The sequence below is a fragment of the Bacillus sp. UMB0728 genome (genome assembly GCF_002858875.1).
GTDB classification, from domain to species: Bacteria; Bacillota; Bacilli; order Bacillales; family Cytobacillaceae; genus Bacillus_AB; species Bacillus_AB infantis.
The window spans coordinates 635,768-657,532 of sequence record NZ_PKLA01000002.1; the positions used below are offsets into that span (position 1 = coordinate 635,768).

A 21,765-nucleotide genomic window follows, 5' to 3' on the forward strand; every position below is an offset into this window, starting at 1 on the left:
TATGAAAAAAATTGCAGTGGTAGGCAGCTTGAATATGGACTATTTTGCAGAAACAGACCAGTTTCCGGCTGCAGGGGAAACAGTGATGGGCCGCGATTTCTTTATGTCACTCGGAGGGAAGGGCGCCAACCAGGCGATAGCGGCCGCACGCCTTGGGGGCAGGGTCTCAATGTTCGGCTCCATCGGAAATGACGAAAACAGCCGACTGGTCAGGGAAAAAATGCTCTCTGAAAATGTAGACATTACAGGACTGCAGCAGGCAGATATCCATACAGGTGTGGCTTTCATTGAAATCAGCCATTCTGATAACCGCATCATCGTGATTCCTGGTGCCAATCAGCATACGGATATTCACTATATTGAGAGAGTGGCAGATTCTCTGCTGGGCCACGATATCATTGTCTTTCAGCTGGAAACACCGCTGTCTATGCTTGAACATATTGTGCCCAGGCTGCACGAAAAAGGGAAGGTGATTATCTTAAACCCTGCACCCGCTCAAAAATTGAGTCCTGAGCTGGTCGGGCAATTAACCTACCTGACTCCTAATGAGCATGAATACAAAATGGTGCTCAGCACAGATGAAACAAAAGAGGAAGCTCTGGCCCGGTATCCGGAAAAACTGGTTATTACTTGCGGTACAGAGGGCGTTAAATTCCATGACGGGCAAGGCATTGTCCATATTCCGGCGCTGAAGGTAAAGGCGGAGGATACAACCGGGGCTGGGGATACTTTCTGCGGGGCGATGGCTGTCGGACTGTCCGAGGGCTGGGCATTGGAGGAGAGCATCCGGTTTGGGAGTGCAGCAGCGGGACTTTCCGTCAGAAAAAAAGGCGCCCAGACCGGGATGCCGGCAAGGGCTGAGCTGGATGCCTATTTGAAGGGAGGGAAGCCGGATGGTGCAGGGAGTTTTTAAAAAGCTGAAGGCGGACTGGGTGCTGTACGCAATGCTACTTCCTGCACTGGTCTACTTCGGCATCTTCCATGTGATTCCCCTTATAGGCATGAAGCTGGCCTTTCAGGATTACAGGATAATCGGGGACAATGTCTGGGTGGGGCTGAAGCATTTTAAAGTGCTGTTCAGCTCGCCGGCTTTTTTCGATGTGCTGAGGAATACGGTCATCATTTCAACCATGAAGATGGTGTTCTTTTTTCCGGTTCCAATCATTCTTTCGCTTATGATCAACGAAGTACGGAACGGCCCATTCAGGAAATATGTCCAGTCTGTCGTTTATCTTCCGCATTTCCTATCCTGGGTTGTCATTGCAGGGGTATGGATCGCTTTCCTGAGCCCTGTTGATGGGGGAGTCAATACGCTCCGGAATTTCTTTCAGCTCCCATCGCTCGATTTTATGACAAGCAAGGATCATATCCGCTGGGTGCTGGTTTTCTCGGAGATGTGGAGAAGTGCCGGCTGGGATTCTATCATTTATCTTGCGGCCATCATGAAAATCAGTCCGTCGCTATACGAAGCGGCTAGGATTGACGGCGCATCCCGGCTTCAGCAGATGAGGTTCATTACGATCCCTGAGCTTTACGGGACCATCATAACCGTATTTATCCTGAACCTCGGGTTTTTCATGAACGCAGGCTTTGACCAGGTGTTTAACCTGATCAACGATTCGGTCATTTCGGTTATCGACATCCTGGATACATATGTATACCGTATCGGGATATTGAATGGCCAGTATGCCTATGCCACGGCAGCAAGTCTGTTCAAAGGCGTCATCGGTGTCGTGCTGATCCTGAGCACGCATTTTATCGCGAAAAGAATCAGCGGAAAAGGAGTCTGGTAGGAGGTGGGGGACAATGAGAAAAATTAGCCTATCCATGGGTATTATATATACGGTTTTGATTATTATTTCGCTTCTGGTCCTTGTGCCGATCCTGAATCTGCTGGCAATGTCACTATCAGATCCGCTTAAGGTGCATGAATTGAAAGGCCTTGATATTTTGCCGAAAGGCTTCTCGCTCATCAATTACCAGGTGCTGTTCTCCAACCCGCTGATTGTAAAGAGCATTTTTAACAGTCTGCTGATCACCATCTGCGGAACAGCACTGAATCTATTTTTGACAGCCATGGCTGCTTATGTGCTGGCAAGGACAAATTTTGCCGGAAAAAAGCTGGTCATTCTATTTCTGATCGTTGTTATGGTATTTGAGCCGGGGCTGATTCCTGAGTACCTGCTGGTAAAGGATCTGGGTCTGCTTGACAGCTATTTATCTCTCATTCTGTATAAAGCCATCAACGTATTTTATCTGTTCATCATGATGCGGTTCTTTGAGGATGTGCCTGACAGCATCCTGGAAGCTGCCAGGATTGATGGGGCAGGACATTTTAAAATCTTTACGAAAATCATGCTGCCGCTGTCAAAGCCGGCACTTGCTACAATGGGGCTCTTTTACGGTGTATATCACTGGAATGAATATTTCCGGGCGACAATTTACCTGACGACCCCTGACAAATGGCCGCTTCAGGTGGTTCTGAGGCAGTTTGTCGTCGAGAGGGATAACACCTCCCTGCTGGGGGCGCAGAATGTCCTTTCCTATGAACAGATCGCTGCCCTGGATTTTGGGTCGCTTCAGGCAGGCACCATTATCATCTCAATCGTTCCCCTGCTGATCTTCTATCCTTTGATACTGAAATACTACGCGAAAGGAGCGCTTGAAGGGGGTGTTAAGGACTGATCATCCTTTTCCTGCAGCATGCATTCCTATTACATTCCATTAAATGAAAGAGGGGGAAACACAATGAAAAAGTATTTGCTGTTATTCATGTCGCTCATGCTGATCCTGGTCACGGCCTGCTCAAAGGAATCAGATACGGGTGAAGAAGAATCAAAAGATGGTTCAACAACACTGAGGGTCGTCTATAAAGATGAGGGTCCATCCAATCCGGTTGCACAGAAGTATTTTGAAACACTCTCCAAAGCCTTGAAAGAGGATAAGGATATGGATGTAAAGTTTGAACTGGTAGAGATGCCGCAGGGGAACTATGCAGAAAAGCTGAATCTGCTTTTAATGAGCGGTGACATTCCTGATCTGATTTATTTCCAGGGCGGAGACCAGCAGATTGCCGATCAGGATCTCCTGGAGGATCTGGGCCCTTATATTGAGAAATCTGAAAATGTGAAGAACATTCTGGAGCCGCATAACGAGAAAAGGCTGGCTAATTATCCTTATCTTCTTTGGATCAAGCCTTTGGACAGCAAAACTCCGGTCATCCGCAAAGACTGGTTTGATAAAACAGCCGGTTCAAAAGAGCTGATGGAAGATCCGACAATTGATAACTATTATAACTTCTTTAAGGAGCTTGTCGAAAACCCTCCTGGAGGCAGCAAGCCGGTGAATGCCATCACTGCAGCAGGAGATATAACAGAGCTTGACTATATCTTTGAAATGGCTTTCGGCTTGAATCAGACATGGCTGAAGGAAGGCAATGGATATATTTATTCAAAAGTATCTGACAAGGAAAAGGAGAAGCTGGAATTCTACAATAAGCTTTATGAAGAAGGTCTCCTTGATCAGCAGTATCTGACAAAGCAATGGGATACGAAGGAAAAAGCTTTCTATGATGGAGAAACAGCCGTAATCGTAGGAACCAATGGAAAGGTCATTGATATTTATGATGGAAAGATGAAGCAGGTCAACGGCGATGAAGCGAGCCTTGTCGTTCTTCCGCCGGCGAAAGGCGAGGACCAGGGCTTTACAGCAACCGATATCACCAAAGAATCGCGCGGATTGGCGATTTCATCACAATCCAAGCATAAGGATGCTGCGTTTGAGGTGCTCGATTATCTTGCGAGTGATAAAGGACAGCTTCTGGACAGAATTGGATTTGAAGGAGAGCATTATAATGTTACGGACAGCGGCATCGAGCTGACTGACAAGTATTACAGCGAGTGGTATGCAAGATTCTGGGAACCTGCTGAATTCAATACTGAAAAGCCATTGAAAACGCCGCTGCTGAGTGAGCCTGCACAGAAATCAAGAGACCTTGCCAATGAGTTCTATAAGGAAGACAACAGCTTCATCCTTCCGGAGCAGTATATTTCCAACTGGGATGCGATGGAGAATCTTTATAAGGAATATGCCACAGATATTATTACCGGCAAGCGCCCTGTCACCGATTTCGATAAGTTTGTAGACGAGTGGAACCAGGCGGGCGGAAAAGAAATCACCAACTATGCGAATGAAAATATCAAATAAGGAGATTTTCATGATATCTTTTCAAAAAAGAGTAAGAGGCGCAATTTTTGGGGCTGCCCTGGGTGATGCCCTGGGAGCGCCGGTTGAGAAGCTAAGCTATGAGCAAATCAAGGAAAAGTACGGGCGCGTCGAATCGCTCCGGACAGAATGGTACAAAGCAAACTCTCCCGAGACTAATCTCGGGAGAAAGCGCGGCAATGGGATCGTGACCGATGACACCCTCATGATGCGTGCTCTGATCTATGTCTATTTGAAGGAAAAAAGGCATCTTGATGCATATGATATGGGGAAGGAATTTATAAAGGAAATTGCGTTCCGGAAAACGTATATCCCCGAATTCGGCAAAGAAGGGCTCATCATTGACAGGCTTTTCTACCCGGAGAAGCATATTTTTCTCCGCCATGTCCTTGCCAATTGCGAGCCGCGTGAAGGCGGCCATGGGAATATGGTCAACTGCGGTGCGGCCATGTACTGCACTCCGATAGGGATCGTAAATGCAGGCAATCCGAAGGCTGCCTACGATGAAGCGATCCTGTTTGCCATTGGCCATCAGGTCAGCTATGGACTCGAAGCAGCCGGGGTGTTTGCCGCCTGTGTGGCGAAGGCGTTCGAGCCTGGGGCTGGAGCGGCTGATATTGTTGAGACGGCGCTGCTGTATGCAAAGGACGGCACCCAAAAAGCAATCCGTGAACTGACTGATGCGGCTTTTGAGCTTCGGTCAAAAGAAGCGGATATGGACGAAGTGATCCGGACACTGCAGGAGAAAATGGCCCCATATTCGCCGATGGGAGATGATGTCCACCGGAAAATGGAGAAAGCTGGGCTAGCATCCAATCATTATACGCCAAGCCGGCTTTTCTCAATAGAAGAGCTGCCAATGGCTCTGGCCTTTATGGTCCTGAATGACGGAAGTTTCTATCCGTCTGTGTATGACGGCATCAACTCCGGGCGTGATACCGATTCAATAGGGGTCATTGCTGGTGCGATCCTGGGTGCGATTCATGGAGAAGAGGTTTTGGCTGAGCAGGATATTGAGCTGCTGGAAGAGACGAATAAGATGGACCTCATGGGGCTTGCTGATGAATTTGCCATTCTGGCTCAGGAGCTGATCCGAGAGGATATTCTGCTGAACGAAAAGAGACAGAAATTGCTTCAGCAATAGAAACGGGAGTGAGGAATTGATTTCTGACAACTATCTGCATAAGGTCTATGCCGGTTTCCTGGGAATGAATGCCGGCATCAGGCTGGGTGTCCCGGTGGAGCCGACAGAATGGACAGCAGAAAGAATCCAGGCTGTTTATGGAGAAATCAAGGGGTATGTAAAGGACTACAAAACATTCTCGGCGGACGATGATGCAAATGGGCCTGTGTTCTTTATCCGGGCGCTTTATGATGATGCTGCTGGCAGGGAGATGGAGCCGCAGGATGTTGGGAAAGCATGGCTGAACTATTGCCGCGAAAATGTCGGGATGATCTGGTGGGGCGGAGAGGATATCAGCTCAGAGCATCGGGCATACATGAATCTTAAGAACGGCATACCCGCCCCAAGGTCAGGGTCTGCTGAAGAAAATGGAATCATTTTGGCGGAACAAATTGGCGGCCAGATATTTGTGGACAGCTGGGGGCTTATTTTTCCCGGCAATATAGAAAGGGCTGCCCATTATGCCGAAATGGCGGCAAGTGTTTCCCATGATAAAAATGGATTGTATGGTGCCCGCTTTATGGCTGCGTGCATTGCAAAGGCATTTGAAACAGCAGCGGTAGATGAAGTGATTCAGGCGGGGCTCAGTGTCATTCCGGGTGATTCGCTGTACAGCAAGGTCGTTGAGGCGGTTATGAATTGCCATCAGGAGAATACGGATGATTTCCGAGCCTGCCTCCGCTACCTGCATGAGGACTGGGGATATGATAAATATACAGGAATCTGCCATATCATCCCGAATGCCGGAGTATGTGCACTTGCCCTTTTATATGGAGAAGGAGATTTCGCGAGGACCATTGAGATTGCAGCGATGTGCGGCTGGGATACCGACTGCAATGCCGGAAATGTCGGTACGATCGTTGGTGTAATGAACGGCCTGGAGGGTATACCTGCCCATTATCGGAAGCCGATGAATGACTATATCGTCGCTTCCAGTGTATCCGGCTATCTTAATATCGTTGATATGCCGACCTTTTCAAAGGAATTGGCCCTCCTCGGATACAAATTAGCCGGCGAGGCGCCTCCTGAAGGACTTGAGGTCAGGAAGGGAGAGGTATACTTTGATTTTGCTCTTCCGGGCTCCACCCATGGATTCCGCACCAGCAATTCCTTCAAGATTCCGGCCCTCCGCCATCACTCTGGAATAGGCAACGGCTCACTTGAAGTCATTTTTGACCGGATGGTTGATGGAGACTTTGGAAAGGTTTTTTATAAGCCGTATTACCGGCGGACCGATTTCAATGATGAAAAATATAAGCCTGTCTTTTCCCCGCAGGCATACAGCGGGCAAACAGTGACTGCAGAGCTGTATCTTGATAAATGGCAGGGTTCGGGCATTTATATTACTCCATATGTGAGAGATACCTCAACACAGAAAGATATTCTGATGGATAAGGTGCTGTTGAAGGAGGGGGTATGGGAAAAGCTCGAATTTATTATTCCCGAAACAAAGGGCTGTATGATTGATGAAATCGGCTATAAAATTGAAAGCCCTTCCATATTGACTGCCCGCGCTTTTGGTGCCCTTTATATCAGTTCATTTCATATCCATGGCACCGCCGACTATGAAATCGATTTTTCCAGACTGGAAAGGGAGTTTCTCAGCCTTATGCCATTTTCCCACAGCGGTGGAGAGTGGACGATTGAGGGAAATTCCATCAGATGCATAAGCGAAGGTGACAGTGCTTCATTTACAGGAAATTATTACAGTCGGAATCTTGTGCTGACTGCAGAAGTTGAACCGGTGAGAGGTGACAGCCATCTTCTGCTGTTCCGTGCCCCCGGTATAAAACGAGGTTATTATGCCGGCTTTGATGGAGAAAACAGAGTTTCGCTGATTTTAAATGATTTCGGGGTTAAGCGTCTCCTGACAGTCCCTTATGAGTGGAAACATGGAAAGACGTATACATTCAGGGCGGAATGCATGGGCAGCCTGATTAAATTTTATATAAACGGTCTGACTGTTCTGTCCTATCAGGATGAAACCCATGATTATGGAATGTATGGCTTCGGCTGTATGGGTGAAGGGGAAATGCTGGTCCATTCTTTTAAAGTGAAAGCAGAAGGATCATTTTAAATAAGCGAAGCTCTTTTCACGTCTGCCTGTATTCCTGTGGAATCCTGCAAAACGGAAAAGAGCTTTCCGCTAAGAGGGGAATCGCTGCATGAAAAAAAACAGCACCATCCGGGATGTTGCCAGGAAAGCCGGGGTTTCCGTAGCCACTGTCTCACGCTATATAAACAGTAACGGATATATCAGCGGGAGGACCGGAGAGAAAATCCAGGAAGTGATGCTGGAGCTGGATTACAGGCCCAATGAAATTGCCCGCGGCCTGGCCAGGAAAAAAACGGATACCATTGCTCTGATCATCCCGGAGATCACCAATCCCTTTTTCCCGGAGCTTGTTGTGTCCATTGAGAGAAAAACGAAGGAGAAGGGGTATTCGCTCATCCTGATCCATGCGGATGAAGAAAGCCTGCAGGACAGCGTATTCTGGAGGAATCTTGAGAGTCGTTATATTGATGGCCTGATTCTTGCCTCATTTCAATTCAGCCAAAAAATCCTCAATGAGCTGGATGCCCTTCAGGTACCATTTGTCCGGATCGACCGGGCAGCCGACCATGATTCCCCTAATAGCATCGGGATGGATAACAGAAAGGGGGCAAGGCTTGCGGTCAGCCATTTGATTGAGAGCGGCTGTAAGAAAATTGCCCATATTAGCGGACCGCACACATTTCCCCCATCGATTGAGCGCCTTCGCGGGTATGAAGAGATACTGGCAGAGCAGCTGCCGTCCGAGAGTGCCATCGTTATGGAGGGGGATTTTACCCTGGAAAGCGGCAAATCTGTAACTGAAGCACTGATGAAGCAGCACAGCGATATCGACGGCCTGTTTCTTGCCAATGATATGATGGCCATCGGTGCACTGAAAACATTGAAGCAGCTTGGGAAAAAGGTGCCGGAGGATATTGCTGTCATTGGCTTTGACGGCATTAAGCTTGGTGAAATGGTTGAACCCGAGCTGAGCACCATTGAACAGCCGATCTTCAGCATCGGGACAGTCGCTGCTGCACGCTTAGTTGGAATGATTGAGAACAACGGGGAATACGAAAGCCAGACCGTACTGGATGTCCGCCTCGTAATAAGGGAATCAACGAAAAGGAATGGGCAGGCGGAATGACGTTATATATTTAAGGAGGGTATGCATGGCCAGGAAGGTAAATATTGCAGCTGTACTGATTCTTTTTATATTGGCGTCAATCGCACCGGACGCATTCGCATTTCAACAGGAGCAGGAAAGTTTCCAGATTACCGATTCTATAACCTCTCAGGCTTTAATCCATGATGAGACCCCGAAGCAGCATAAGCTATCCTACAAGGTATATTTGCCCTCAGGCTATGATAAAAAACGCAAAGAAGGCTATCCGGTCCTTTATCTTTTCCATGGAAGCAATGGAAATGAAAACAGCTGGGATGAGTTTTGGCCTAAGCTTGATGAAATGATTGAAAAAGGGGTGATCGACCCGGTCATCGCTGTTGTCCCATCCACCGGAAACAGCTACTGGGTCGACTCCAAAAAGTATGGCCATTATGAATCAGCCGTTATCCAGGACCTTATTCCATGGATGGATAAAAAGTATAATACGAAAAAGGACCGTACAGGCCGCTATATTTCCGGTTATTCGATGGGCGGATATGGGGCATTGAGATACAGCCTGACCTATCCGGATTTATTCGCTGGTACTGTTCTTCTCAGCCCGGCCATCCAGAAAGCTGAACCGCCGGCTACTTCAGGAGCCGTGGAAAGAGGAAGCTTTGGGGAACCATATGATCCGGAAATCTGGACCAGCAAAAATTACCCGACAGGCATTGACTCTTATGTGAAACAGCCGCATCGCCTTCCAATCTACATCGTCACAGGGGATGATGACTGGAACCATTTGAGCGAGAAGGAAGACCTTCCGGCAGATGCCTACAAATATAATATGGAAGTCCAGGCTGTCCAGCTTTATCAGGAGCTGCACAGGAAAAACCTTTTTGCTGCCGACTTTGAGAAGTGGGAGGATGTGCCGGCCAATCCTGCCGAACTCAGGATCATCAATGGCGGGCATGGGCTGGATGTTTGGCTGAAGGGCTTCGAAGAGGGGCTGAAATATCTATTTGGGAAGCCGGAAGCACCGGAATTTTCACCCGTTTATGATGCTTCTGAATATATTTCCAAAAGGAAAGGAACCGTCACGTCCAAAATCCTTGGAGAAGATGCTGGAGATGGCGAAGGTTCCCTTCCTTATCAGGTCTATCTGCCGCCAGGCTACAATGCTGAAGAAAATAAGCATTACCCCGTTTTATATCTTTTGCATGGAAGCTGGGGAGACGAAAAGAGCTGGGATAAGTTCTGGCCTATCCTGGATAAGAAGATTGAAAGCAAAGAAATCAGCCCTGTCATTGCTGTTGCGCCGATTACAGGGAACAGCTATTGGGTTGATTCTGAGAAATATGGTGCAGTCGAAACAGCAGTGGTCTCGGATCTGGTAAATGAAATCGACCAGACCTATAAAACTATTGCGTCGCGGGAAGGGCGCGGCCTTGTCGGCTACTCCATGGGAGGATATGGCGCTTTAAGATATGCTCTGACCTATCCGGATAAATTTGCCGCTGCCTCATTGCTGAGTCCGGCCCTCCAGCATGATGAGGCGCCTGCAACATCAGGCGCTGTCGAAAGGGGCTCGTTCGGGGAGCCGTTTAACCCTGCTCTCTGGGATGCTCTTAACTACCCTGCAGCACTTGAGCAATATGGCAAGCAGCCTTATGAAGTTCCAGTCTATATTTATGCGGGTGATGATGACTGGAACCATGTCAGCGAAAAAGAAGATCTGCCTGAAGACTCCTGGAAATATAATATGGAAGTCCAAGCGGTTACCCTTTATGAGCATCTTCACCGCTCCAACGTTTTTAACCGCCCCTTCGAAAAATGGGAGGAGGTTCCGGGAAGCCCGGCAGAACTTAGAATCTTAAACGGCGGGCATGATACAAATTTATGGGGCCGGGGTTTTGAGGAAGGACTGGAATATATGTTTGGTAATGGGCTGAGCGGAGCAGAAGCGGGTAATTAGAAGAACGGGTTAGCAACCGGATTTGCAAAACGGACCGGCAGCATAATGAAGCTGCCGGTCCGTTTTTTGTACCAGAGGGTATTCACTGGTTTACCAGGTCGAGTTTTTCTTTAGAAGGAGTCTCGTATTTTAAATTTTTCTGCATATATTCACTTCCATCTTTTCGAATGCTGCTTCTATATGCATACAAGTTCCCGCCAAGAGCATAATTGGTTGTATTCCCCTCTTTAACAATGCCGTATACCCGAAATGTTTCTCCCTTGTCTACATATCTTGCAGGCACCATTTTACCATCTTCATATTTATAGATGGAAAATCCGGATTCCACTGTGGTGACTCTTCCGACCTGCCCTTTTTTCAATTCCATACTGCCCCACATAACAGGACTTTGGGAAGCATTGTTCAATAATGCGAGCTTCCTTTTAGAAGGAGTCTCATATTTAATGTAGCTGTCATTGTTATTTCTATCATTTTGAATGACATACATGCTGCCGCCCAGCCCATATAAAGGAATAAAACGGATAGTTTTTGTGTTATAAACACGGAATTCTTCGCCAGGCTTAAGCATCCTGACAGGTTCAATATATGATTCCTTTAACTGAAACAGCATAACCTCCTTCATGACTGTCACTTTACCGAGCTGGCCTTTTTTTAACTCTGTTTTTCCCCACATGACAGGAGCAGCAGAGGCTTGGCCGTTGAGAGCAGTGAGTGAAAGGGCTAAAAGGCAGAGCGCCATCATCATTCTTCTTTTCATTCTATTCCCTCCTTTTTCCATCTATTAAAAAGATAACAAATATAACTAGTAAATTACCAATAATTATTTGTGGTAAAATTATCTATTTTTGAACTTTTCATCCTTCTTATACGTATAAGAATTGCAGGAAAAAAGAGAAGGAGGAAAATAATGAAACTGCAATCTTATGGGAAGTGGATTTTAGCAGGAATGATCAGTCTGGGGGCTGTTTCGGAAGGCGCATTATTGCTCTTGGGCGGACCAGTATATGCCCAGGCAGATCAGCAGGATAGCCATAAAGAGAGGGCAAAGGAATTCCTTGCTCTGACTGATTCAGGCAAGTGGAACAATGCACAGGCACTGCTTGGGAGCAATCTTAAAGAATCCCTTTCGAGTGAAGTCTTACAGCAGCTCTGGACAGGACTCCTCGCGCCATTTGGCAGAAAAAAGGAGACCAGATTTAAGGAAATTGAAGATAATGGGGTGCATACGAATGTCACTTTCTCTGCAGAAGCAGAAAATGGTGCCTATAATATCGTTATTCGTCTTGATAAAGAAGGAAACATCGATGACTTTTTATTTAATCCGATACATCCCTCAAATGTTCCTGTTCCCGGCTATGACCAACAAAACTATACTGAAAAGGAAATCGTGATCGGAAGCGGCAAGTTCGCACTCCCTGGCTTACTGACGGTTCCAAAAGGAAAAGGACCTTTTCCGACTGTGGTTCTTGTCCATGGGTCAGGAGCCCACGATAGGGATGAGACCATGTATAACTTTAAACCTTTTCGGGATATAGCTGCCGGGCTGGCCAATGAAGGGATTGCTGTTCTCCGTTATGATAAAAGGACCAGGGTGCATGCGGTTAAATCTGCAATGGATCCAAAATTCTCTCTTCAGGAGGAGACTGTTCTCGATGCCAATCTTGCAGTGGAAAGGTTGAAATCCTTACCGGAAGTGGATAAAAAACAGATCTTTATCTTTGGCCACAGCCAGGGAGCCTATGCATCACCCCTAATAGTAGAAAATGATAAAAAAGGCGATATAAAAGGCGTCATTAATGCAGCTGGACCAGCAAGCAAATTTCAGGATTTGCTGATATGGCAGATGAAAGAGTCTGTGGCGCGGGCAAAGGAAATGAAAGCACCTGAAAATCAAGTACAAACCATGGAGAAGGAGCTGGAATTCTATACAAAGCAATTTAAACTCCTGGAAGATCCAAAGTTTACGGAAACCTTGATTCCGCCAGGTTTCATGCTGCAGAATCCTTACTGGTGGTTTAGCCTGAGGGATTATAAGCCTGCGGATTTAGCCAAAACGCAGGATGTCCCCATGCTTTTTCTTCAAGGGGAAAAAGATATACAGGTGCCATTGTCTGAATATGAGGCACTTCAGCGGGAACTTAAAAATGTTGAAAACACTGAATTCAAGTCATATCCAAATATGTTCCATATGCTTGCTGACTTTAACGGGGAGCCTAATGGGATAACTGAATATATGAAGCCCGGAAATGTAGCACAAGAGCTGATTCATGATGTTGCAAAGTGGATCAAGGAAGGCAGCATTGGCCCGGGGAAAGAGAAGCAGGGCAAGGAAGTATATTGGGATGGTTTACTGATGAAGAAAGGGCAGATTGGAAAAGTCACTATTAAGAAGCCTATTAATCTTTGGAAAAGAGAAGGCGGCAAGCTGGTGTTTGCCCGTGTGCTGGCAGCAGGAGTTCCATATAGGGTTTACCAATACGATGATCACTTTGGGGGCCAGTATGGATTAGGAGGAGGATATTATGTTACAGATATGGAAGGGTATGTAAGCTATCAAACTCCATCCAAAGCAAAGCTGAAGGAATTAGAATAGACTATTTAAAGCCGTTACCGCCTTAACTTTGGCGGTCTCGGCTTTTTTTTTGCGCATCTGGGCCTTAAGCGGCTCGATCTGTTATATTACAAAAACACACTTCAGCATCATATTTTGTAACACAATTAGCAATCTATTGAAATATTCCTGTTACCTTTAACTGTTAACATGTTCCTATGAAAGAAGTTAAAGGAGAATCGGTTTGAAAAAAATACTATTAGCACTTACAGCATCTATTGTTTTGTCCTTTGGATTTTCAACCGCCACTTTTGCCTCTGGAAATACATATCAAGTTAAGAAAGGTGACACGCTTTGGGCAATCGCAAAAAAGCATCATGTCACAGTTCAGCAAATCAAGACTTGGAATAAGCTTAGTTCAGATACAATTAAAATAAACCAAAAGCTGGCAATTGCAGCCTCTGCCCCTGCCTCTTCTGTAAAATCGGCCAAGGCTCCTGCACCTGCCAAAAAAGCTACTTATAAAGAAATCACTGTGAAAGCCACTGCTTATACTGCCAGCTGCAAAGGCTGCAGCGGCATCACCGCCACAGGTTTAAATTTAAAGAAAAATCCCGGCCTTAAGGTAATTTCAGTAGATCCGAAGATTATCCCGCTCGGTACAAAAGTGTATGTACCCGGCTATGGAGAAGCTGTCGCTGCTGACAAAGGTTCCTCTGTAAAAGGCAATAAGATTGATGTGTTCATTCCAAACCGCCAGCAGGCCCTGCAGTGGGGCAGCAAAACGGTAAAAATTAAAGTATATGCAAACTGACAGATGAGCCTCTATAAGGCTCTTTTTTTTGTTTGGACACTCTTATTTATTAATAAGTGCTTTGATGCATACATGTTCAATTTCCCGGCTAAATAAGTATCAACAAATAAATTAGTATAATTTGGTTTTTTCTCAGAGCTAAGTACCCAATCAATTTAATGTCTATTACTAATATTTAGGGGGGGATTATTAATAAATATGGGGAAAAAATGATAGATCAAATCGCGGGAAAATATGTAATTAGGTTTCTTTATGGTTAAAGGGGATTATAAAAGGCTCAAAAAGCAGCCTTTTTTGCATCATTTCTATTATTTTATTTGGGAAACTTTTTGCTGCTTTTTTAGTTTTTCTATCAAGTTGAAGAGAATTCCCCAGCTGGGTACATTGATTGATTGCTGGCAGGCATTTTCGAGAATAGAATTATCCCTAACACGTGTAGCAATGGATTAGCTGGTCCTAAATAATAGCTGAAAAGGGGATAATTTTATGCCAAAAAAGTTAACAGCAATCGTACTCGGAACTTCTTTAGCCTTCAGTGCTGCATTTCCGGCAGCCACTGCATTCGGTCTATCTCCTTCAGAAAAAATGCAGAACCAGATGGAGCTTAAGCAGAAGCAGGCGGAAAAAGGCAAGCATGCCCCTAAGTTCATAGCAGGGAAGCTCTCAAAAAAGAAGATTAACAATCAAAATGAGGTCAAGCAATTCATCCAGGAAAATAAAGATCTCTTTAAAGTGGACCCTGCAAAGGAGCTGACTTTACTGGAGACCCAGACAGATGATCTTGGCATGAAGCATTATAAATTCTCTCAGTCTATCAATGGGGTGCCGGTAGAGGGAGCGATTTTCCGGGTGCATACGGATAAAAATAATGATGTGACAGCAGCGACCGGGCAATTATATGAAGATGCTTCCGAAAAGGTGACAGACACAAAAGCTTCAATCAGCAAAAAAGAAGCGGTTGATCTTGCCTGGAAAAATATCAATCTGACAGAAGAGGATACAAAAGGCAGCGACCAGGCTGTGCCTGCTGACCTCCAGAAAGCCGGCAAAAAGAGTGAAGTGAAAAATACGCATGTGAAAAATGACCTTGTGATCCATGAAAAGGACGGGGAGTATACGCTCGCTTACAAGGTCCAGCTGCAGTTCATTGAGCCGTATGGGGCGAACTGGCAGATCTTTGTCGACGCGAAGAACGGCCATATTGTCGAAGCTTATAATGCTGTGGCTGATGCGGCTGCAACCGGGACAGGCACAGGTGTGACCGGCGGCTCCAAAACATTGAATACTTATTCTTCAGGCGGAACTTATTACTTATATGATGTTACAAAGCCAATGAATGGAGTCATTGAGACCTTCACTGCCAATAACGGATCCTCCCTGCCAGGCTCGCGTTCCGCCGACAGCAATAATGCATGGACTGCGACCAATCAAAGGGCGGATGTGGATGCACATTATTACGCCGGAAAGGTCTATGATTATTTTAAAAACACGCATAACCGCAACAGTTTCGACAATAATGGGGCAACCATCCGATCAACGGTCCATTACGGATCACGCTATAATAATGCGTTCTGGAACGGTTCGCAAATGGTGTATGGAGACGGTGATGGCTCCCAATTTACATCTCTCTCTGGAGCCCTTGATGTAGTGGCCCATGAAATCACCCACGCGGTCACTGAAAGGACGGCCAATCTGCAGTACCAATATCAGTCTGGTGCTCTGAACGAGTCCTTCTCCGATGTGTTTGGATATTTCCTTGACCCAGGCGACTTCCTGATGGGTGAGGATGTGTACACCCCTGGCCGTTCCGGCGATGCCCTCCGCAGCATGTCCAACCCGACATTGTACGGGCAGCCTGAGCATATGAACCAGTATGTGAACACAAGCTCCGATAATGGAGGCGTCCATATCAACAGCGGAATCCCGAATAAAGCTGCCTACTATACAATCAGCAGCATCGGCAAGGCCCAGGCCGAAAAAATCTACTACCGTGCCCTGACTGTCTATCTGACACCGACGAGCAATTTCAGCTATGCACGCGCAGCGCTCCTGCAGTCTGCAGCTGATTTATATGGAAGCGGAAGCTCTGCTTATAATGCAGTCAGAACTGCCTGGGACAATGTAGGGGTCTATTAAAAGCCGAATACCGGTTAGTTCTTTAACCAGAAGAAGAGCTGCTTCCAGTGAGAAGCAGCTCTTTTCCTGTGACTTGAGGGATATGCGTGGGGAAGATAGTAGAGGGGGTATCAGCTGTCTTCCTTCAAAGGAGGCTGAATGGGACGATCATCAGGATTTTCAGATGCAGCAAAGGAGCTTTTAGCGTCCGGGGGAGCTGCATCACCGTAATGGACCAGGAAACCAAAAGCGGCAATCAGCAGAAACAGATATTTTTTCTTCATTTTACTGTAATTCCTCCCTGTACTTTGAGATATATTGGATTGCCTTTTCGTACTCGCCATGATGAATCAGATGCCTTGCAAGCACCTGATAGAATTCCTCCAGCTCATTCTCGTGCTCATCGGTCTTTTCAAGAAAAGGCAGGAGCCTTTCCTGCAAAAACTCTATAGCCTTGCTTTCATCTGCAAAACTGGTGAGGTGATAATGGGACATCAGCTCATACTTTCTGGAGCTGGCTTTCTGTGCAAGCAGTTTCAGTTTTTCAAAATGCTTTCTGCTGTCATTGTCGCCGAGTTTGTGAAGAGTCTCGGCATATGAATACAGACTGATCAAATAGTTGGACGACTCAACCGGATGAAGGGCCAGGCTTTTTTTGTAATACAATGATGCCTTCTTCAGGTCATTGGTCCTTCTGTACAGATAGCCCATATTATGGTAAATCTGCGGCAGCAGGGCTGTCTCGATCTTCAGCGCTTCAATGTTCCTGAGCAGATGCCTGAAGCACTCGGCTGCCTCATGATAAATGCCTGCGTGGGTATAATTGATGCCCAGCAGCATCAGGGTGTGCAGAATCCGCTTGAAATTGAACTGGTCTGAAAAATGTCCCAGTGCTTTCTTTCCATAGTGGACGGCTGCCCCTGACTCTTCCTTCATGCTTTTGACAAGTCCGTAATGGTAAAACAAATCCCCGGCTCCGATGGCGCTTTCCTTCACTTTATCCTCAATCAGGGTGCTGAGGATATTGTCTGCTTTTTCCAGCTGACCTGTCTGTATTAAAGATAACGCATTAAAGTAGCTGTATAAATAGGTTTCATGTTGGGAAAAATTCTTTTTTATCTTGCCTAGATGCTCTCTCTGAGCCGCTGCTCCATTTATATCTCCGACGAAGATAAGATAGCGGTATTTCCAGAGAGAATAGTAGTTTATGTAAGGAGTAAAGGTGATCAGCTCTTCTGCTTTAGACAGGGTTTGGAATGCTGCTTCTGCCTGTTCCTTTTGATAGTAGATCAGCTTGGTGATAAAATCCTCAATCATACTCCCGAACTGTTCCTGCTTATCTTCTGCCTGCTGTAAAGTGATGCCAAGCTTGTTCAGCAATAAGTCGATCGTGCCATCATGGGCTTCTTTGGAGTTGTTTTCTATTTTGCTAAGGTGGGAGATGGAGCAGACACCTTGGGCCAATTCCCTCTGGGTCATCCCTTTCTTTGTCCGGTAATACTTGATAAGCGCTCCGGTTCTCATGCTTTTACCTCCTACTTTTCCCGTAGGAATAGTATACCAGCAAAGGGGAATAAGTGTAAGAATATTCTATTAATCAAACGTTTGATTAATAGAAGGTTGCGGTTTTAGAGGGTGTGTGGGTCTTTGGTCCATCATACAATAATAGGTAAAAAGTTACAATTGCATAAAGTTGGGAAAATTTTTCGGATAGTGGTGCCTGGTACAGCCGGGTGCCACTTATTTAATTTTGTGAATTTTCTTTGAATAATTCTTGTAATATTGTATACTTGTAATACAAGTTTTGAAGCGCTTACATATTGAGGAGGCTGATGTTTGTTGGTGAGCAGAAAATGGAAAGCGATTATTTCTATAGTCATCCTGGCGGCTGCGGCTGTAGTGGGAGTACGAACAGCAGAGGGCAATAAGGACAAGACCTTTGTTTCCGTTGCAACGGCTTCGACGGGCGGGACCTATTATCCGATCGGGGTTGGGATGGCGAATGTCTGGAGCAGCCATTTGAAGGATGAGAAAGTGCAGGCGAGCGGCCAGTCTTCCGCAGGTTCGATTGAAAATATTGAATTACTTCGGGATGGGGAAGCACAGCTCGCTATTCTGCAGGGCTTGATTTCTACCCAGGCCTATGAGGGTCAGGACACGTTTAAAGGCAAGCGCTATAAGGATTTGCGCACAATCGCCATGCTTTGGCCGAATGTCGAACATTTTGTGCTGATGGACAATAAGGTAAAGACCGGCACCATTGAAGATATCGATGGGACAAGCTTCTCTGTCGGACCGCAGGCAAGCGGTACAGAGCAGTCGACTCTTGTCATGATGGAAGGCATGAATCTGACGAAAAAGAATATTTCTCCTGAGTATCTTGGATACAGCGATACTGTTTCCGCGATGCGCGACGGACGCCTTGATGGGGGATCGCTGCCGGCGGGCATCCCGATTTCCGCTGTGACGGATATGTATGCGAGCAATGTGAAAGCATCCGTTCTTGAAGTGACAGATGAGCAGCTGGAGAAGATCAATGCGGTTTCAAACAGCTGGTACCGCTTTACCATTCCAGCAGGCACGTACCCTCGTGTAGATAAGGACATCCAGACGATTGCCCAGCCTAATCTGCTGTCGACGACCAGGGAGATGGATGAGGATACCATCTATCTTTTGACAAAGACGTTATATGAAAACCTGGAGGAAATGTATGAAGTGCACAGCTCTGCGAAAAATATGACGATTGAAACGGCTTTGGACGGGGTGACAGTGCCGCTCCATGCCGGTGCTTACCGCTATTTTAAAGAAGCTGGGGCAGATATACCGGAGGAATTAATACCGCCTGAAGCAAAATAAATGTGAAATGGAGGAATGACCATGACGAAACCTGAATCGACTACTGCTGCACCGGCGGCATTGGATAAGGAGGCTGGGGGCGGTGTGCGCTCGCTCACCGGTCCTTATCGGAAGGTCGCCGCTGCCGTCGCCGTCCTGTTTTCTGTATTTGCCATCTATACAAACGGTTTGTCCAATATCCAGGAAATCTACCGGAATCTGATTTTCCTGGGATTGCTGCTGATTCTTACCTTTTTCTTTTATCCGGCAGGTGAAAAGTCAAGGAAAGACCGGTTTGGCCCGGCAGACTATCTTTTTATACTGCTTGCAGCAGCAGGGCTCGGCTATCTGCTGCTGAATTATACAACCATCCACGTGGACCGCGGATCACAGCCGATCATGGTGGATTATATATTTGCGGGAATCACGATCATTGTCCTGCTTGAAGCTGCAAGGCGGGCGGTCGGGATATTCATCCCGGTGCTCTGCCTCATTGCCATCGTCTATGCTTTATTTGGCACCTATTTTCCATGGATTTTCGGGCATGCAGGCTTCTCTTTGGAGCGTCTGCTGTATCGCCTGTATATGACTACAGAAGGTGTCCTGGGATTGACTCTTTCTACGGCGTCGACCTTTATTGTCATGTTCATCCTGTTTGGCGCATTTCTTTCTGTAAGCGGCGCGACCCAGCTTTTCAATGATCTGGCGCTTGCGATTGCCGGAAGGAAGAGGGGCGGACCTGCACAGGTTGCCGTCATTTCAAGTGCTTTGACAGGCTCGCTGAGCGGCTCGGCGGTTGCCAATGTAGCCACTACCGGCGCTTTTACCATTCCGTTGATGAAATCGATCGGCCTGAAGCCGAAATTTGCCGGAGCTGTTGAGGCGGCGGCGTCAACTGGCGGGATGATCATGCCGCCGATCATGGGGGCAGCTGCCTTTATCATGGCCGGGTTCCTTGGCATTTCATATACAACGGTCATTCTTGCTGCCATCATTCCGAGCTTTCTCTATTATATAGCGCTCATTTTTGCCATTGACCTTGAAGCAAAGAAGCAGGGCCTTAAGGGTATTTCAAAGGAAAACATCCCGAACGTGGTGCAGATATTAAAGGACCGCGGTGTCCTGCTTATCCCGATCATTGTTGTGATTGGAACACTGCTTGCCGGGAAAACGGCATTGTTTGCCGGTTTCGCGGGCATCGGCTCTGTCATTGTAGCAAGCTGGCTGACACGCGATAAGTCTTCGAGGATCACATTTAAAAAGACCATTGAAGCGTTCATTGAAGGCGGAAAAGGAACAATCCAGGTCGGCATCGCCTGTGCCGCCATCGGCATTATCATCTGCGTAGTAACGATGACAGGGGTCGGATCTACACTTGCCTACAATATTGTTGAACTGACTGGCGGAGCTTTATGGCTCATCCTGATTGTGGTTATGCTGACTTGCATCGTGCTGAGCATGGGGCTGCCATCCACGGCGCTATATATCGTCGTAGCAGTGACAGCCGCTCCTGCCCTTGTTGAAGCAGGCGTCAATCCGATCGCAGCCCACTTCTTTGTTTTCTGGTTCGGCGCATTATCGAATATAACGCCGCCGGTGGCTCTTGCCTCTTACACAGCGGCAGGGCTGGCAGGCGCGAATGCTATGAAAACGTCGTGGGAAGCGCTCCGGATTTCGCTTCCGGGATTCATCATCCCGTTTATGATTGCCTATAACCCGATCCTTCTGCTGCAGCCATCAGCCGAAGGGGAGACGGTATCTGCTCTGTCTGTGATCCTGGTTGTAATTACAAGCACGATCGGCATTTACGCCCTGGCCAGTTCTCTCGGGAACTATCTGTTCGGAAAGCTGTCACTCGTTGAAAGGATCTTCTTCCTGGCAGGTGCACTCCTGCTGATCAAGCCTGGCTTGATGACAGATATCACCGGCCTGGCCATCTGCTCGGCTGCCGTCATCTTCCACCTTATCAGGATTAAAAAGAACAGCTCATTTGGAGTACCCGCATAAACAAAAAACTGCCCGTGCCAGGCACCGGAAATGGACATTTGTCCACGGACGGTGTCAGGCACGGGCGATTATTTTTTTGAATTGTCGAACTTTTAGTTGATTAAGAATCAGTTTGTTGTATACTTGTATTACAAGTTGATTCTATCGATCTATTTTTTTATTTTAAAAAGGGAGCGCTTACATGATAACTCCGATTGAAAGAAAGAAGGTTTCAGCGCAAATATTGGATGAGCTGAAAAGGATGATTAAGGATAAGGAATTCCCGGCAGACAGCAAGCTGCCGTCAGAGAATGAGCTGGCAAAAATGTTCGGGGTCAGCCGTTCGCCGATCAGGGAGGCTTTAAGGGTGCTTGAGGCAGGCGGGCTTGTGGAGTCAAGGCAGGGCGGCGGCAGCTATGTCCGTGAAGTCAATCTGGCGAACATGCTGGATTCAGTCACGTTTGAAATGATATCGATTGACCAGGTGTATGACCTGCTGGAGATGAGGACGGTTGTGGAAACTGAGGCAGCCGCATTTGCCGCTTTGAGGGCTTCATCAGAAGAAGTGGAGAAAATAAAGGATGCACTTGATGCTTTTGCAGCAAAAATGGAGGATGACCAATCCATCGGGTCAGAAGCAGATTTTCAGTTTCACCATGAAATCGTGAAGGCATCCCATAATCCGTTCCTGCTGCAATCGGTTGAAAGTCTGCGGGAGCTTTACCAGCGTTCGCTCAATTTTTCCCTGAAGCAGAATATCGGAAGAGCCAGAAAGAGAAAGCAAGTCTATGAGGAGCATCTGAAAATCTATGAAGCGATTATGGAAGGGAATGATAAGGCGGCGGCCTATTTTATGAAGCGCCATCTGATCAATGCCCGCATTAAGCTCGGAGACAAGCGGATTGAGCCGCTGAGCGAGCATATGGAATAGAGGAAAGGAGG

At 46.8% G+C, this 21,765-nt stretch carries 17 protein-coding genes; 14 read left to right on the forward strand and 3 right to left on the reverse strand.

Annotated elements, in window-relative coordinates:
- Position 1: 1 nt before the first annotated feature.
- The 8 genes from CYJ37_RS08850 (at position 2) to CYJ37_RS08885 (ending at position 10,522) form a co-directional block, all read left to right on the forward strand.
- Positions 2–913 (forward strand): ribokinase, encoded by a 912-nt coding sequence (locus CYJ37_RS08850; protein WP_101549195.1) that lies wholly within the window; start codon positions 2–4, stop codon positions 911–913.
- The gene (locus CYJ37_RS08855; protein WP_101549197.1) at positions 894–1,793 is read left to right on the forward strand and encodes an ABC transporter permease; all 900 of its coding nucleotides are present in this window, start codon (positions 894–896) and stop codon (positions 1,791–1,793) included. Before CYJ37_RS08850 ends, CYJ37_RS08855 begins: the two co-directional genes overlap by 20 nt.
- Before the next feature lie 13 nt (positions 1,794–1,806).
- Positions 1,807–2,685, forward strand: a complete 879-nt coding sequence (locus CYJ37_RS08860) for a carbohydrate ABC transporter permease (RefSeq protein ID WP_101549199.1) — start codon at positions 1,807–1,809, stop codon at positions 2,683–2,685.
- Between the two features lie 63 nt (positions 2,686–2,748).
- Positions 2,749–4,206 (forward strand): extracellular solute-binding protein, encoded by a 1,458-nt coding sequence (locus CYJ37_RS08865; protein ID WP_101549201.1) that lies wholly within the window; start codon positions 2,749–2,751, stop codon positions 4,204–4,206.
- Between the two features lie 10 nt (positions 4,207–4,216).
- The gene (locus tag CYJ37_RS08870) at positions 4,217–5,368 is read left to right on the forward strand and encodes an ADP-ribosylglycohydrolase family protein (RefSeq protein WP_101549203.1); all 1,152 of its coding nucleotides are present in this window, start codon (positions 4,217–4,219) and stop codon (positions 5,366–5,368) included.
- Positions 5,369–5,384: 16 nt separating this feature from the next.
- Entirely contained in the window at positions 5,385–7,484 is a 2,100-nt protein-coding gene (locus tag CYJ37_RS08875; RefSeq protein WP_101549205.1) for an ADP-ribosylglycohydrolase family protein, read from the forward strand.
- Between the two features lie 88 nt (positions 7,485–7,572).
- Positions 7,573–8,589 carry a LacI family DNA-binding transcriptional regulator gene (locus CYJ37_RS08880; protein ID WP_101549207.1) on the forward strand — a complete coding sequence of 339 codons (1,017 nt, stop codon included), beginning with the start codon at positions 7,573–7,575 and terminating at the stop codon, positions 8,587–8,589.
- Positions 8,590–8,614: 25 nt separating this feature from the next.
- Positions 8,615–10,522 carry an alpha/beta hydrolase gene (locus CYJ37_RS08885; RefSeq protein WP_180827287.1) on the forward strand — a complete coding sequence of 636 codons (1,908 nt, stop codon included), beginning with the start codon at positions 8,615–8,617 and terminating at the stop codon, positions 10,520–10,522.
- 82 nt (positions 10,523–10,604) lie between these two features.
- On the opposite strand, the gene CYJ37_RS08890 is transcribed toward CYJ37_RS08885, so the two are convergent.
- On the reverse strand, positions 10,605–11,279 hold the full coding sequence (locus tag CYJ37_RS08890) for a hypothetical protein (protein WP_101549210.1): 675 nt from the start codon (positions 11,277–11,279) through the stop codon (positions 10,605–10,607).
- Between the two features lie 150 nt (positions 11,280–11,429).
- Between CYJ37_RS08890 and CYJ37_RS08895 the strand changes: the two genes are divergently transcribed.
- From CYJ37_RS08895 to CYJ37_RS08905, 3 genes are all read left to right on the forward strand, one after another.
- Positions 11,430–13,115, forward strand: a complete 1,686-nt coding sequence (locus CYJ37_RS08895) for an alpha/beta hydrolase (protein ID WP_101549212.1) — start codon at positions 11,430–11,432, stop codon at positions 13,113–13,115.
- 202 nt (positions 13,116–13,317) lie between these two features.
- Positions 13,318–13,887, forward strand: coding sequence for a 3D domain-containing protein (locus CYJ37_RS08900; protein ID WP_101549214.1), 570 nt, complete (start codon positions 13,318–13,320; stop codon positions 13,885–13,887).
- A gap of 486 nt (positions 13,888–14,373) precedes the next feature.
- Complete coding sequence (locus tag CYJ37_RS08905) at positions 14,374–16,023, forward strand: M4 family metallopeptidase (RefSeq protein ID WP_101549216.1); 1,650 nt, start codon at positions 14,374–14,376, stop codon at positions 16,021–16,023.
- Positions 16,024–16,133: 110 nt separating this feature from the next.
- On the opposite strand, the gene CYJ37_RS27120 is transcribed toward CYJ37_RS08905, so the two are convergent.
- Together CYJ37_RS27120 and CYJ37_RS08910 are read right to left on the reverse strand one after the other, a co-directional pair.
- Complete coding sequence (locus tag CYJ37_RS27120; RefSeq protein WP_180827288.1) at positions 16,134–16,286, reverse strand: hypothetical protein; 153 nt, start codon at positions 16,284–16,286, stop codon at positions 16,134–16,136.
- Position 16,287: 1 nt separating this feature from the next.
- Positions 16,288–17,526: a helix-turn-helix domain-containing protein gene (locus CYJ37_RS08910; protein WP_101549218.1), complete on the reverse strand. Its 1,239-nt coding sequence runs from the start codon at positions 17,524–17,526 to the stop codon at positions 16,288–16,290.
- A gap of 315 nt (positions 17,527–17,841) precedes the next feature.
- On the opposite strand from CYJ37_RS08910, the gene CYJ37_RS08915 reads away from it, so the two are divergent.
- The 3 genes from CYJ37_RS08915 to CYJ37_RS08925 all read left to right on the forward strand — a co-directional run bounded on the left by CYJ37_RS08915 (position 17,842) and on the right by CYJ37_RS08925 (position 21,754).
- Complete coding sequence (locus CYJ37_RS08915) at positions 17,842–18,858, forward strand: TAXI family TRAP transporter solute-binding subunit (RefSeq protein ID WP_101549689.1); 1,017 nt, start codon at positions 17,842–17,844, stop codon at positions 18,856–18,858.
- Positions 18,859–18,879: 21 nt separating this feature from the next.
- A complete protein-coding gene (locus CYJ37_RS08920) occupies positions 18,880–20,844 on the forward strand; it encodes a TRAP transporter permease (RefSeq protein ID WP_101549220.1) in 1,965 nt (654 codons plus the stop codon).
- 181 nt (positions 20,845–21,025) lie between these two features.
- Positions 21,026–21,754 carry a FadR/GntR family transcriptional regulator gene (locus CYJ37_RS08925; RefSeq protein ID WP_101549222.1) on the forward strand — a complete coding sequence of 243 codons (729 nt, stop codon included), beginning with the start codon at positions 21,026–21,028 and terminating at the stop codon, positions 21,752–21,754.
- Positions 21,755–21,765 lie beyond the last annotated feature (11 nt).